The sequence below is a fragment of the Paenarthrobacter sp. 22069 genome (assembly GCF_052046035.1).
GTDB lineage: Bacteria > Actinomycetota > Actinomycetes > Actinomycetales > Micrococcaceae > Arthrobacter.
In genome coordinates, this window is the sequence record NZ_JBQEQF010000012.1 from 122,179 (window position 1) to 136,204 (window position 14,026).

13 protein-coding genes are annotated in these 14,026 nt (G+C 67.8%); 8 read left to right on the plus strand and 5 right to left on the minus strand.

Annotation, left to right across the window (positions count from 1 at the left end; genetic code table 11):
• Positions 1–124 precede the first annotated feature (124 nt).
• From ACTJK0_RS11755 to ACTJK0_RS11765, 3 genes are read left to right on the plus strand one after another with little or no spacing between them, the layout of a single operon-like run.
• The gene (locus ACTJK0_RS11755) at positions 125–1,936 is read left to right on the plus strand and encodes a proline--tRNA ligase (protein ID WP_110544768.1); all 1,812 of its coding nucleotides are present in this window, start codon (positions 125–127) and stop codon (positions 1,934–1,936) included.
• Positions 1,933–2,727, plus strand: a complete 795-nt coding sequence (locus ACTJK0_RS11760) for a TSUP family transporter (protein WP_110544770.1) — start codon at positions 1,933–1,935, stop codon at positions 2,725–2,727. Before ACTJK0_RS11755 ends, ACTJK0_RS11760 begins: the two co-directional genes overlap by 4 nt.
• Positions 2,728–2,781: 54 nt before the next feature.
• On the plus strand, positions 2,782–4,176 hold the full coding sequence (locus ACTJK0_RS11765; protein WP_440745269.1) for a pyridoxal phosphate-dependent decarboxylase family protein: 1,395 nt from the start codon (positions 2,782–2,784) through the stop codon (positions 4,174–4,176).
• A 40-nt stretch (positions 4,177–4,216) separates the two neighbouring features.
• Here the strand turns inward: ACTJK0_RS11765 and ACTJK0_RS11770 are convergent, their stop codons facing one another.
• From ACTJK0_RS11770 to ACTJK0_RS11780, 3 genes are all read right to left on the minus strand, one after another.
• Entirely contained in the window at positions 4,217–5,272 is a 1,056-nt protein-coding gene (locus tag ACTJK0_RS11770) for an aminoglycoside phosphotransferase family protein (protein ID WP_440745270.1), read from the minus strand.
• Entirely contained in the window at positions 5,262–6,059 is a 798-nt protein-coding gene (locus tag ACTJK0_RS11775; RefSeq protein ID WP_440745271.1) for a VIT1/CCC1 transporter family protein, read from the minus strand. The genes ACTJK0_RS11770 and ACTJK0_RS11775 overlap by 11 nt, the downstream gene beginning before the upstream one ends.
• A 138-nt stretch (positions 6,060–6,197) precedes the next feature.
• Positions 6,198–7,295 carry a DUF4439 domain-containing protein gene (locus ACTJK0_RS11780; RefSeq protein ID WP_440745272.1) on the minus strand — a complete coding sequence of 366 codons (1,098 nt, stop codon included), beginning with the start codon at positions 7,293–7,295 and terminating at the stop codon, positions 6,198–6,200.
• A gap of 105 nt (positions 7,296–7,400) precedes the next feature.
• Here ACTJK0_RS11780 and rimP point away from each other — a divergent pair, with 105 nt between their 5' ends.
• From rimP to rbfA, 5 genes are all read left to right on the plus strand, one after another.
• Positions 7,401–8,015 carry a ribosome maturation factor RimP gene (rimP, locus tag ACTJK0_RS11785; protein ID WP_440745273.1) on the plus strand — a complete coding sequence of 205 codons (615 nt, stop codon included), beginning with the start codon at positions 7,401–7,403 and terminating at the stop codon, positions 8,013–8,015.
• The gene (gene nusA, locus ACTJK0_RS11790) at positions 8,015–8,995 is read left to right on the plus strand and encodes a transcription termination factor NusA (RefSeq protein ID WP_110544779.1); all 981 of its coding nucleotides are present in this window, start codon (positions 8,015–8,017) and stop codon (positions 8,993–8,995) included. The genes rimP and nusA overlap by 1 nt, the downstream gene beginning before the upstream one ends.
• A 185-nt stretch (positions 8,996–9,180) precedes the next feature.
• Positions 9,181–9,504, plus strand: a complete 324-nt coding sequence (locus ACTJK0_RS11795; protein ID WP_440745274.1) for a YlxR family protein — start codon at positions 9,181–9,183, stop codon at positions 9,502–9,504.
• A gap of 171 nt (positions 9,505–9,675) precedes the next feature.
• On the plus strand, positions 9,676–12,576 hold the full coding sequence (gene infB, locus ACTJK0_RS11800; protein WP_440745275.1) for a translation initiation factor IF-2: 2,901 nt from the start codon (positions 9,676–9,678) through the stop codon (positions 12,574–12,576).
• Between the two features lie 238 nt (positions 12,577–12,814).
• Positions 12,815–13,324 carry a 30S ribosome-binding factor RbfA gene (rbfA, locus tag ACTJK0_RS11805; protein ID WP_110544784.1) on the plus strand — a complete coding sequence of 170 codons (510 nt, stop codon included), beginning with the start codon at positions 12,815–12,817 and terminating at the stop codon, positions 13,322–13,324.
• A gap of 72 nt (positions 13,325–13,396) precedes the next feature.
• On the opposite strand, the gene ACTJK0_RS11810 is transcribed toward rbfA, so the two are convergent.
• On the minus strand, positions 13,397–13,672 hold the full coding sequence (locus ACTJK0_RS11810) for a hypothetical protein (RefSeq protein WP_440745295.1): 276 nt from the start codon (positions 13,670–13,672) through the stop codon (positions 13,397–13,399).
• Positions 13,617–13,904 (minus strand): hypothetical protein, encoded by a 288-nt coding sequence (locus tag ACTJK0_RS11815; RefSeq protein ID WP_440745276.1) that lies wholly within the window; start codon positions 13,902–13,904, stop codon positions 13,617–13,619. Before ACTJK0_RS11815 ends, ACTJK0_RS11810 begins: the two co-directional genes overlap by 56 nt.
• Between the last annotated feature and the right edge of the window lie 122 nt (positions 13,905–14,026).

A 14,026-nucleotide genomic window follows, 5' to 3' on the forward strand; every position in this document is an offset into this window, starting at 1 on the left:
ATGGCCCCGGGCCGGAAGGCGCGCCAGGGCGGTCCATGCCGAAGGTTGTGTGCCGGTAGATTAGTACCCAGACGAAATTGCCCGGCCCTGCTGACCCAGCACTTCCCCAGAAACGGATACACCCGTGGTCATACGACTGTCCCAGCTTTTCCTGCGCACCCTGCGTGAAGATCCCGTCGACGCCGAGGTTGCCAGCCACAAACTCCTGGTCCGTGCCGGTTACATCCGGCGGGCCGCCCCGGGCATCTACACCTGGCTTCCGCTGGGATTGAGCGTCCTGCGCAAGGTCGAAGAGATCATCCGCGAGGAGATGGCAGCCATCGGTGCCCAGGAAGTCCACTTCCCGGCCCTGCTGCCCCGGGAACCGTATGAGGCCACCAACCGCTGGACCGAGTACGGCGAGGGCCTGTTCCGGCTCCAGGACCGCAAGGGCGCAGACTACCTGCTGGCCCCCACGCACGAGGAAATGTTCACCCTCCTGGTCAAGGACCTGTATTCGTCCTACAAGGACCTGCCGCTGAGCCTGTACCAGATCCAGAACAAGTACCGTGACGAGGCCCGCCCCCGGGCAGGCCTCCTCCGCGGCCGCGAATTCATCATGAAGGACTCCTACTCCTTCGATGTGGACGACGCCGGCCTGGATGCCAGCTACGCCGCGCACCGCGCCGCCTACCTGAAGATCTTCGAACGCCTGGGACTGGAGGTGGTGCCGGTGGCAGCCACCGCCGGTGCCATGGGAGGGTCCAGGAGTGAGGAATTCCTGTTCCCCACCGAGATTGGCGAGGATACGTTCGTCCGTTCCGCCGGCGGCTACGCAGCCAATGTGGAGGCCGTCACTACGGTGGTCCCCGCCGACATCGACTTCAGCAACGCCCCGGCGGCGGAAGTGCTGGACACCCCTGACACCCCCACCATCGAAACTTTGGTTGCCGCGGCCAACCAGATTGCCCCGCGGGAAGAGGCCGACGGCGGCGCCTGGACTGGCGCTGACACGCTCAAGAACGTGGTCCTCGCCGTTACGCTGCCCACCGGGGAGCGGCAGCTGGTGGTCATTGGCGTTCCCGGCGACCGTGCCGTGGACCTCAAGCGCGTTGAAGCCAACATCGGCGCCTTCCTGCCGATTGCGGGCGAAATCGGACTTGAGCAGGCCGGCGAGGAAGACCTCAAGAAGCAGCCGCTGATCGTCAAGGGCTACCTGGGTCCCGGGCTCTCCCTGGACGAACCGCTCCTGGGGGCCGAAAGCGCCACCAAGCTGCTGTACCTGGTGGATCCGCGCGTGGTCAGCGGAACCGCCTGGATCACCGGTGCCAACGAGGCCGGCAAGCATGTCTTCGGCCTGGTGGCAGGCCGGGACTTCAGCTGGGACGGCGTGATCGAGTGCACCGAAGTCCGTGCGGGCGATCCCTCCCCGGACGGCTCGGGGCCGCTGGAGACTGCGCGCGGAATCGAGATGGGCCACATCTTCCAGCTCGGCCGCAAGTATGCCGAAGCCCTGGACCTCAAGGTGCTGGACCAGAACGGCAAGCAGGTGGTGGTCACCATGGGCTCCTACGGTGTGGGTGTTACCCGTGCCGTGGCCGCCCTGGCGGAGGCCAACCACGATGACCGTGGTCTGGTCTGGCCCCGCACCGTGGCGCCCGCCGACGTGCATGTGGTTGCCGTGGGCCGCGGGGACGAGATCTTCCAGGCCGCTGAGAAGCTTTCCGCGGAGCTGGAAGAAGCCGGGTTGTCGGTGATCTACGACGACCGTCCCAAGGTTTCACCCGGTGTGAAGTTCGGCGACGCCGAGCTGGTGGGCGTCCCCACCATCCTGGCTGTGGGCCGCGGCCTGGTGGACGGCGTGGTGGAGATCAAGGACCGCCGCAGCGGCGAAGCCGAGAACGTTGCAGTGGACAAGGCCGTCGATTACGTGGTCAACGCCGTCCGTAACCAGTGATTTCCGGCTTCGAGTCGATCCAGCTCACCACCATCATCCTGATTGTGGTGGCTGGATTCGCAGCAGGGTGGGTTGACGCCGTGGTGGGCGGCGGGGGGCTTATCCAGCTCCCGGCGCTGCTCCTGGTGCCTGGCATCGCGCCCGTCCAGGCATTGGCCACGAACAAGATGGGCTCCATCTTTGGCACCGCCACCAGTGCCGCAACGTATTACCGAAGGGTGGGGCCAGACCTTAGGACGGCGGTCCCTATGGCGGTCATTGCCCTGGCGGGCAGCTTTGGCGGGGCCAGCCTGGCAGCCACGCTGCCGGCAGGGGTCTTCAAGCCCATCATCGTGGTGGCGCTGGTCGCCGTCGCGCTTTTCACCGCCCTCAGGCCCAGCGTCGGAGAGCTCACGGAACTGCGGCACGCAGGGCACAGGCACTACGTCGTCGCGTGCCTCATCGGCGCGGTGATCGGGTTCTACGACGGCCTTATCGGTCCCGGGACAGGATCCTTCCTGGTCATCGCGCTGGTATCCGCCATGGGCTACGCCTTCCTGGAGGCCAGTGCCAAAGCCAAGATCGTGAACATGGCCACCAATGCCGGCGCGCTGCTGTTCTTCCTTCCACACGGGTCCATCCTGTGGGGAATCGGCCTGCTGCTTGGTGGAGCAAATATGGCAGGGGGCTACCTTGGCGCCCGCACCGCCGTGCAGCAGGGAAGCAAATTCGTCCGGGTGGTCTTCCTGGTGGTTGTCGCCGCACTGATTGTCAAGCTTGGCTACGACGTGTGGCAGGAAAACTTCGGCTGATCCACCCCGGGAACCGGCCTCGTGGCCGGACCGGCCGGGGCGTAGCATGCAGGTATGGCACTCGGGGACGACGACGGGTATGCCGCGGCCCTGGCGGCCGCAGCCGGGCATGCGCGGGATTGGCTGTCCAGCCTGGCCGGCCGGCCGGTAGGACCAAGCGAACATGCTGCCGGGCTCGCCCGGATATTTGGCGGCCCCCTGCCGGAAGCGGGAACGCCACCCGTTGATGTCATCAACTTCCTGGCCAAAGAGGCCGAGCCAGGGCTCATGGCCATGCCCTCGGGCCGCTTCTTCGGCTGGGTCATCGGCGGCACCCTGCCCGCGGCCCTGGCCTCCGACTGGCTCGTCAGCGCCTGGGACCAGAATGCCGACCTCCGCTACGCAACTCCCGCCACCGCCGCGATCGAGGAAGCCGCCGGGCAGTGGGTGCTGGAACTGCTGGGCCTGCCGTCCACGGCCGACGTCGGATTCGTCACCGGCGCCACCATGGCCAACTTCACCGGGATGGCGGCTGCCCGGTGGAGGCTGCTCGCGGACGCGGGCTGGGACCTGGACCGGGATGGGCTCTTCGGCGCCCCCCGGATCCGCTGCTTCGTGGGAAGGGAACGGCACGACACCGTGGACCTGGGACTGCGCTACCTGGGCCTCGGAAAGCCGGAGCAGGTCGACGCCGACGGTCAGGGCCGCCTGGTCCCCGCTGCCCTGGACGCGGCCCTGGCCGCCGGGAGCGGACCCGCGCTGGTCTGCCTCCAGGCCGGGAATCTGCACTCCGGTGCCTTCGATCCCTTCCGGGAGGCCATCGACGTCGCCCGTCAACACGGCGCCTGGGTTCACATCGACGGGGCATTCGGGCTCTGGGCCGCCGCCGCCCCCGAACTGCGGCACCTGACCGAAGGCTTTGCGGAGGCGGACTCCTGGGGCACGGATGCCCACAAGACCCTGAACGTGCCGTACGACTGCGGCATCGCCATTGTCCGGGACCCGTCGGCGCTGCGGGCCGCCATGGGACTGCACGCCAGCTATCTGGTCCATGATGTGGACGGCCCGGGCGACCCGTTCGAGAAGGTTCCCGAACTGTCCCGCAGGGCCCGCGGCGTACCCGTCTGGGCTGCCCTGAAAAGCCTTGGCCGGGCGGGCGTGGCAGCGCAGGTGGGAGGCATGGCTGCGGCCGCCACGGCCATCGCGCGGGGGATGGCAGGCCTCGACGGCGTCGAGGTGGTCAACGACGTCGGCTACACCCAGGTGTCTCTTGCCTTCGAAGACGACGAGACTACCCGCAAGGTCACCGCCCGCATCATCGAGGATGGAAAGGTCTGGATGTCCGGTTCCCGGTGGCGGGACCGTGACGTCCTTCGGGTTTCGGTGAGCAACTGGCATACGGCCGGGGAGGACGTGGCCACGGCCGTGGAAGCTGTCCGCGCCGCCCTGGCGGCGGTGCGGAATTCCTGACCGTTCCGCCGGTGCACGCCTTCCGGCAACAGGGCGGACCCTATCCGCACTGCCCGGGTTCCGGCAGCGTGTGCGGATGCGGCAGGTCCGCCAGTGTGTGTCCAGCCAGGGTGCTCGCCACCCAGAGGGACCGGGCGAGGTCGCCCCTGTGGCCCTTGGCGGCGTACCACAGCGCGTTCTCCACTTCCCGGGCGACCCCCCACTGCCGGGCCACCTCGGGGTCCAGGCCGGCGGCGGTGCTGAAGTCGTGGCAGCGACTGACGAGCGCTGGACCGGGCCCGGCGGCGGGCAGGTCTCTCAGGCGGTTCCACAACAGCGGTGCCACGGCGAATTCGGACTCGCCGATCATCGGCTGGGGATCGATCGCGGCGTAACCTGCGGCGCCGGTCCGGGCCCCGCCGCCTGCAACGCCCGGCCGCGCCAGGATGTTCAGGAAATGCAGGTCGGTGTGGACCAGCACGTCGTGGGCAGACCGGCGTCCCACCGCGCCGCGCGTTTGGCAGACTTCCAGGGCGGCCTCCAGGAGCCACCGGGGAAAGGGCCGGCCCAGGTGCTCCCAGTCGGCTGGCAGGTCATCGCTCCACTGCTCGGCCCGGGCGGCGATGTGTTCGAACTCCTGCCACCCGGGCCGGTGGTCCGGCACCAGCCCCAGCTGCCGCACCAGCCCGCCCCACACCGGCACCGCATCGTCCACGGGAAGGCCGGCAAGCGACCGCTCAGCCTCGAGCCGTTCAAGCAGCATGGCGCACGTCCCGGGGTCGGACGCCAGCAGGCCAACAGCGCCGAGGCCCTCCCATAGCGCCAGCGCGTGCCGTTCCACCAGCGCCTCGTCATGCGGAAAAGCGATCTTGAGGGCCGCCGGGGAGCCGTCCTCCTTCCGGACCGGCACCACGATGGCGCCATGGCCGTGCCACGGCTGGCTGCCGGGAGCCAGGTCAACCTCGAGGTGCCACTGCTCCAAGCGGTCGGCCAGCACGTCCGGGAGGCTGCCGAGCCATACCCGCCCGGCGCTGCTGCGTTCGTATCGTGCGGCAAGGCCCGCAGGGATGGGGACCGGCTGCACCGCCGAATGGGGCCGGGCGGGCTCAGACAACACCGGAAGCCCCCAGCAGGTTGCCGATCAGGAACGTTGCCGCGAGCGCCAGGGCACCGCCCACGACCACGCGGACAGCGGCCCGCGTTCTGGAACCACCGCCAATCCATGCCCCCAGAGCTCCTGTCAGGGCCAGGGCCACAAGGACTGACACGAACGTCAGTGGCACGCGGATCGCCGGTGGCGGCAGCAGGATGGCCAACATGGGCAGGATGGCGCCGATGGTGAAGGCGATGGCGGAGGCGATGGCCGCGTGCCAGGGGCTGACGATGTCTGCTTCATCGATGTTGAGTTCGGCGGACAGGTGCGCGGCCAGGACATCGTGGTCCGTGAGCTCGCGGGCCACCTGGGCCGCCGTAGCGGGGGTGAGGCCTTTGGCCTCATAAATGGCGGTCAACTCGGCCAGTTCCGCCTCGGGCTCTTCGGCCAGTTCCCGGCGCTCCTTTTCGATCAGGGCCCGTTGGCTGTCGCTTTGGCTGCTGACGGAGACATATTCGCCCAAGGCCATCGAGACGGCGCCGCCCACAAGGCCGGCTGCGCCCGCTGCGAGGATGGGACCGGATTCGGAGGTGGCACCGGCCACGCCCACCACGATGGCAGCGACGGAGACGATGCCGTCGTTGGCGCCGAGGACGCCGGCGCGCAGCCAATTCAGCCGGTGGGCGATGTCATTGCCGTGCGGCTCCGTCTCATGATGGCTGCTCACTTCCTGCCCGGCAGCAGCGGTTTCCCGGGCAGCGCTTTCCTGGGCAGCTGTTTTCCCGACATCTGCCGGCTCGTCCGCGTTCATCCCTTCAGCAAACCATTCAGGCCTCCCCGGTGCCACCCTCTGTGGTTGCAATCCCAAGGAAAAGGCAGCGGCAGCCCGCTGATTCAGGCATGACGGGAGTGCACTGCTTCAGCCAAGCCGGCGGCGGGGGGACGAGGTTCAGGATCTTGCAGGTGAAGGGCCGGGGCCGGCGCCGTCGGCAAGGGCCGGCAACTGGTCAATGTCCAGCGCCAGGCCCGGGACGGGCCCCGGGTCCGCACCCCACCGTGCCGCCCGCCCCGCAGCGGATTGAAGGCCTGAGAGCGCCCACGCCCTGTCCTGGCCCTGCGCCACCGCCACCACATCACCGTAGGACGCCAGTGTCGCTGCCTCCAGTTTGCCCAGGCCCGCGGCCGGCGCCGCGAGGAATCCGCCGTCGAGAACGTAGCCGGGCTGTTGCGGGGCGGAAGCCCCGCAGTCCAGCCGAAGGCGTTCCTCCGCTGCGGCGGCCAGCTCTTCATGCCGGCCCAGGATTTCCGACGCCGGGCCCGCCTCAGCGGGGGTAAGGCGGGGGAGCGCTGCCTGGTAGCCGTAGATGGCCTGCTGTTCAACAGCGACGACTGTCGCCAGGGCCTGCTGGATGGTTGATGAAGCACCTGCCCTGGCACCCGCCGGCGCGGCCGACCCGAACGGTGTCGCCAGGCAGGGGGAGGCACTGGAGTCAGCCGCGGACCCATCCTCGTCCGGTTCTGCTGCCGCGCCCGGCGGTGCCGGCACTCCGGCGGCCGCAGCGAGCCTCCCGGCGGCGAGCAGTTGGGCGGTGCCGGCCCCGGCCAGTAGGCGCGCCATACCGCCGTCGGCTGTTTCCGCATCCTTGACCCTCGCGCTTCCGCTCTCAGCCAGGCCATGCACGAGTTCGGCGATGCCAGGGGGATCCGCCGTGGCTGCGGCGGACGCAGATACCGCTGGCACAGCAGCTGGGGGAGCCGGGGTTTGGAGGGCCCTGGCCTGGATGGTCAGCAAGGTCACAACCCCGTCCAACACGCCGGGATCGGTGGCTCCTGCAGCGGCGAGCCGCATCCCGGCAGACCGCAGATTTAGTGCCTCAGTGAACGCCGCAGCGCGTGCGCGCTCCGAAAACGGAGGCTCGGATGGCGCGGGTTCCTGCGCGGGAATCAGGGCGAAACCGAGGCTCAGGACCACCAGGGCGGCCAGGGCGCCGGCCGCAAACCGGAAGGGTCGGATGCGTCGGGCGGGGTCCTGGGGGCGGTCTTTCACAACAGACCATGGTGTCATGCCGAGGGGGAACCGGGTGCACCAATGGGCCGGTAAAATAGCTACGCTAGTAAACACCACATCATCTATAGGGAGGCGGCCGGCATCGTGAGCAACGCAGAAGCGACGGCTTCACCAGACCACACCGGCACGGGAACCGGGTCCACCCCGGCCCACAACCCCGAAGCCGCCCGGCTCCGGGGCCTCCTGGAACCTGCCGTCCAGGCCAACCGCCTGTACCTGGAAGACGTCGTCATCAACATCGCCGGTTCCCACCGGGTGGTCCACGTCGTGGTGGACCTGCCCCAGGAGGAGACGGGCGGTGTCAGCCTGGATGTCATTGCCGACATTTCCAAGGTGCTTTCCGACGTCCTCGACAACGACCCCCAGGCCGACACCCGTCCGTACGACCTCGAGGTCTCCTCGCCCGGCGTCGGACGACCCCTGACGGAACCCCGGCACTGGCACCGCGCCAAGGGCCGGATGGTCAAAGTCAACGTGATGCAGGGCGAAAACATCACCGGACGCATCCAGTCCGTGGACGACGCGGGAGTGACCCTTGTCCCGGAGATCGCGGCGAAGAAGGGCATGAAACCCCGGCAGGGCGAACCCGTAAAGCTTCCTTTCGACAGGATCCGCAATGGAAAAGTCGAGATCGAATTCAGCCACCTCCCGGAGGACGGTCTGGAACCTGAACACAATGGACCTTCTGAGGAGGCCTGATGGATATTGACATGAGCGCACTGAGACTTTTGGAGCGTGAGCGTGAAATCCCGCTGGACCTCCTGATCCCCACCATCGAGCAGGCTCTCCTGGTGGCGTACCACAAGTCACCCGGCGCCTTCGAAAAAGCACGCGCCGAACTGGACCGCAAAAGCGGGCACGTCACCATCTGGGCCGTTGAACTGGACGACGACGGCGCACCCATCGGTGAATTCGAGCACACGCCGGAGGGGTTCGGCCGCATCGCCGCCAGCACCGCCCGGCAGATCATCCTGCAGCGGCTACGCGACGTCGAGGACGACAACGTCCTGGGCGAGTTCAAGGGCCGTGAAGGCGAACTGGTGTCCGGCACCATCCAGCAGGGCAACAACCCGCATATGATCCAGGTCAACCTCGGCTCCATCGAGGCGCTCCTGCCGCCGCCCGAGCAGGTCCCTGGCGAGAGGTACGTCCACGGCAACCGCCTGCGCGCACTGGTCATCGACGTGCACCGCGGCACCAAGGGACCCTCGGTCACGCTGTCCCGCTCGCACCCGGGCCTGGTCCGCAAGCTCTTCGAACTCGAAGTGCCCGAAATCGCCGACCACTCGGTGGAGATCGTTGCGCTGGCGCGGGAAGCGGGCCACCGCACCAAGATCGCGGTCAAGGCGAACACCCCGGGGATCAACGCCAAGGGTGCCTGCATCGGCGAAATGGGCTCCCGCGTCCGGGCGGTCATGACCGAGCTGAACGATGAAAAGATCGACATCGTTGACTTCAGCGAGAACCCGGCAACGTTCATCGCCAGCGCCCTCTCGCCGTCCCGCGTGAATTCCGTCACCATCACGGACGAAGCCTCGCGGTCGGCCCGCGTGGTGGTTCCCGATTACCAGCTGTCGCTGGCCATCGGCAAGGAGGGCCAGAATGCCCGCCTGGCGGCGAAGCTGACCGGCTGGCGGATCGACATCGTCTCCGACGCCGCGGCGCCCCGCGACAAGTAACGTCCGCCGGCGGGTGGCCGCCGCAACGCGGCGGGTACCCCGTTTGGGGCAGAACGGCCCCAAAGGGGCTAGAATAGATAGGACCGCGCCTTACGGCCGGTAGCCGTGTGCCTTGGGCGTGCTCGATTCCGTAACGGCGGAAGCGGTAAACCCGGGCCAGCAGAGTGAACGTCAGGACGATGACCGTGGCAGAAATACCTTCCACCGGAAGTCAGCCCGAACGCACCTGCATCGGCTGCCGGAAGAAAGGCCCGCGGTCGCAGTTGCTCCGGCTCGTCGCCGAAGGCAGCGGGTCAACCGCTGTCCTGGTGGATGAACGACGCCGGATGGCTGGCCGGGGTGCTTGGCTGCACCCCAGCCAATCGTGCCTGGCTCTGGCGATCAAGCGGCGAGCATTCGGACGTGCCCTGAAGGGCGCGGCCGGGACAACCGCCGTCGAACACTGGATCATGTCAGGCCCGAACGTTGACGCCGCCCCGGTGGCTGCAACACCAACCGTCCAAACCTGAAAGCGGGTCAGAAATCTGATGGAAACCCGATGAGTTCCCAGCGATGAGTGCGTAACGATGACAACTTTGTTGCGCTCTGCAATGGGCCCCTTCGCATCAACAGCGGCTGGGGTCCGCAGTAAGAAGTAGACGGTTCGTGCCTGGCTCGGTGCGGACCGAGACAGGAGAAATGTGGCCAAGGTCCGCGTACATGAGCTCGCCAAAGAGCTCGGTATAACTTCCAAAGATGCAGTGACAAAACTGCAGGAACTGGGCGAATTCGTTCGCTCCGCCTCTTCAACCATTGAGGCCCCCGTTGTGCGGAAACTGCGCAACGCCTTCCCCGACGCAGCTGCCAAGTCAGCGGCGCCGGCGGCCCCCGCTGCTGCACCCAAGGCGCCCGCCCCCGCAGCAGATTCACGTCCTTCAGCCCCGGCCCCCGGCCCGGCTGCCCCCAAGGCTCCGGCCCCCCAGGCGCAGGCACCGGCTGCTCCCGCCGCTCCCGTACAGGCAGCAGCCCCCGCCGCTTCCGCGCCTGCCGCTCCGGCGGCACCGTCCGCGGGTGCTCCGTCCACCGGCGCCAAGCCCGGTGCACGTCCGGCCCCGAAGGCCGATGCCCCCGCTTCCTCCTCCCGTCCGGGTGGTTCCACGCCGGGTGCGTCCGGTCCCCGTCCCGGCGGTCCCCGCCCGGGCAACAACCCGTTCGCCACCTCGCAGGGCATGCCCCGCGGCCGTGGTGGAGACGGTGAGCGCGCACCCCGTCCCGGCAACAACCCGTTCGCCACCTCGCAGGGCATGCCCCGGCCCGGTGGTAGCCGTAACGATGGTGACCGTCCCGGTGGCCCCCGTCCCGCAGCAGGCGCAGGCGGACCCCGTCCGGGTGGGCCTCGTCCCGCAGCAGGCGCCGGTGGACCCCGCCCCGCCGCTGGTGCAGGCGGACCCCGTCCGGGTGCCCCGCGCCCCGGCGGCCCCCGTCCCACTCCGGGCATGATGCCCAACCGCACTGAGCGTCCCGCACCGGCTGGTGCAGGACGTCCCGGAGGCGGCGGCCGCGGACCCGGACGCCCCGGCGGCGCTCCCGGCACCGGCGGTCCCGGTGCCGGTGGCGGTGCTCCCGCCGGCGGTGGCTTCGGCAAGGGCGGCCGCGGCCGCGGCGGCACCCAGGGTGCCTTCGGCAAGGGCGGCGCAGGCCGTGGCAAGCAGCGCAAGTCCAAGCGCGCAAAGCGCCAGGAACTTGAGCAGATGAGTGCCCCGTCGCTGGGTGGCGTGAGCGTACCCCGCGGCGACGGCAACACTGTTATCCGGCTGCGCCGCGGCTCGTCCATCACGGACTTCGCCGACAAGATCGAGGCGAACCCCGCCGCACTGGTGACCGTGCTGTTCCACCTTGGTGAAATGGCCACGGCAACGCAGTCCCTGGACGAGGAGACCTTCGCCCTGCTGGGCGAGGAGCTGGGCTACAAGCTCCAGGTAGTGTCGCCGGAAGACGAGGAGCGCGAGCTGCTCTCCGGGTTTGACATTGACTTCGATGCCGAGCTGGAAGCCGAAGGCGACGAGCAACTCGAGGCACGTCCTCCGGTTGTCACCGTCATGGGCCACGTCGACCACGGTAAGACCCGCCTGCTCGATGCCATCCGCAAGTCCGACGTCATGGCCGGCGAGCACGGCGGCATCACCCAGCACATCGGTGCCTACCAGGTCACGCACAACCACGAAGGCGACGACCGCAAGATCACCTTCATCGATACCCCGGGCCACGAGGCGTTCACCGCCATGCGTGCCCGTGGTGCGAAGGTCACCGACATCGCCATCCTGGTGGTCGCAGCGGACGACGGCGTAATGCCGCAGACCGTTGAAGCGCTCAACCACGCCCAGGCGGCCAACGTGCCGATCGTCGTGGCAGTGAACAAGATCGACAAGGAAGGCGCCAACCCGGAGAAGGTCCGCGGCCAGCTGACCGAATACGGCCTGGTTCCCGAGGAATACGGTGGCGACACCATGTTCGTGGAGGTCTCTGCCCGCCAGAACCTCAACATCGACGAGCTGCTCGAGGCCGTCCTGCTCACCGCAGACGCAGCCCTGGACATGCGCGCCAACCCGAACAAGGACGCCCGCGGTATCGCGATCGAAGCCAACCTGGACAAGGGCCGCGGTGCCGTTGCCACCGTCCTGGTCCAGTCCGGCACCCTGCGCGTCGGCGACACCATCGTGGCAGGCACGGCCCACGGCCGCGTCCGTGCGATGTTCGACGACGACGGCAGCGCCCTGACCGAGGCCGGCCCGTCCCGCCCCGTCCAGGTGCTGGGTCTGTCCAACGTGCCGCGCGCCGGCGACACCTTCTTCGTGACCGCTGACGAGCGCACCGCCCGCCAGATCGCCGAGAAGCGCGAAGCCGCCGACCGCAACGCCGCCCTGGCCAAGCGCCGCAAGCGCATCAGCCTGGAAGACTTCGACCAGGCCGTCGCCGAAGGCAAGATCGACACCCTCAACCTCATCCTCAAGGGTGACGTGTCCGGTGCCGTGGAAGCCCTCGAAGACGCGCTGCTCAAGATCGATGTCGGGGAAGGCGTGCAGCTGCGCGTCATCCACCGCGGCGTGGGTGCCATCACGCAGAACGACGTCAACCTGGCAACGGTGGACTCCGCCGTCATCATCGGCTTCAACGTCAAGCCTGCCGAGCGGGTCGCCGAACTGGCCGACCGCGAAGGCGTCGACATGCGCTTCTACTCCGTCATCTATGCAGCAATCGATGACATCGAGATGGCGCTCAAGGGCATGCTCAAGCCGGAATACGAAGAAGTCCAGCTCGGTACCGCCGAGGTCCGCGAGGTCTTCCGCTCCTCCAAGTTCGGAAACATCGCCGGCTCGATCGTCCGCTCCGGCATCATCCGCCGTAACACCAAGGCACGGATCAGCCGCGACGGCAAGGTCATCGGTGACAACCTCACCGTTGAGACGCTCAAGCGCTTCAAGGACGACGCCACCGAGGTCCGCACGGACTTCGAATGTGGTATCGGTCTTGGGTCGTACAACGACATCACCGAAGGTGACATCATCGAGACCTTCGAGATGCGCGAGAAGCCGCGCGTCTAAGCTGGTCCGCCTTCGGGCAGTCAGCAGTGCCAGGTGCGGGGCCGTNTTCGATCCCGCGCCGCCCAGCTCCGGCAGGCCCGATGCCACTCCCAGGCCGCCGGAAAAATCCAACGCAGATCCGTCGTGCACTCGCCTCAGCGCGTGGCAGCCGGCCCCAGGTGCGTGGCACATAACTGAAACGTTCGACGCCGGCCCGCCGCCGGCGTCGTACGTCCCATATTTTTCTTAGGAGTTGTTCATGGCTGATCCGGCACGTGCTGCCAAGTTGGCGCAGCGGATTAAGGTTGTTGTTGCTGAGGCCCTGGGCCGGAAGGTTAAGGATCCCCGGTTGGAGGGGATCACTGTTACCGATGCCCGCGTGACCAATGATCTGCAGCATGCCACCGTCTACTACACCGTCTTTGGTGACCAGGCTGTCCAGGCGGATGCCGCGAAGGGCCTGGAGAAGGCCAAGGGCGTGCTCCGGCAGGAAGTCGGCCGGAACATCACCGTCCGGTTGACCCCCACGCTTGAGTTCGTGGCGGACCAGATTCCGGTCAACGCCTCCAACCTTGAGGAACTGCTCCGCGAAGCCAAGAAGCGTGATGCCGAGGTGGCCGCCCTGGCCGCCAAGGCCAAGCACGCCGGCGACGCCGATCCCTACAAGACCGATGCGTCCGGCGACGTGGAGATCGACGAGGACGACTTCGACGAAGAGGACCTGGACCTCAGCGACGATGAGGACCTTGACGAGGACGGCAGCAAATAGCCTCCAGAACCAGCCCCGTGGCATGAAAACGGCAGGACCCAATGAGGGTCCTGCCGTTTTGTTGTTGTGGCCTTAGTGGAGGTCCACCTCGATCAGGCGGCCGCCCGGCTTCGTCATGGGAGCGGCCGGCGCCTCAGGGTCCGACACGCCAACCAGGGCGTCCACCGTTGCGAAGACGTCCCCGGCCCTGAACTCAACGTCGGCGGGCATGTTGACCGTCAGGAAATGCGATCGATCGCCCTCGGAGTTGAACTTCAGGATTTCCCCGCCGAACAGGGATGCGACATACACATCACCCTTGTCGGTCACGGCCAGCCCCGTAGGCGTGAGGATGTGGTCCTGCCACATTTTTGGTCTCGCCGCTCCACGGATCGACTTTGAAGATGGCACCGCGGGCACCAAGCGCTGGGCCCGGCTGTCCGCCAGGAAGCGATGACACGTACAGCCAGCCGTCCGGACCAATTTCAACGTCCGTGGGCACCGGCTCAAAGGCGTACGAGAAGCCGGCGCAGTCCGGAGCGCCCAGCGATGCTGCAACTTCCGCCGTCAGCTTCAACGGGCGGGGCGGAAGAACTGCCACCGTCGAAATGCGGCCGGAGTCCAGGTTGACCTGCAGGCTGGTTATGTAGCCTCCGCAGAGGCAAAACGGATCCCCCGGGCGCAAGCGTAGGCTCCTACCTGCCGGTAGTCGTTGGGGAGACC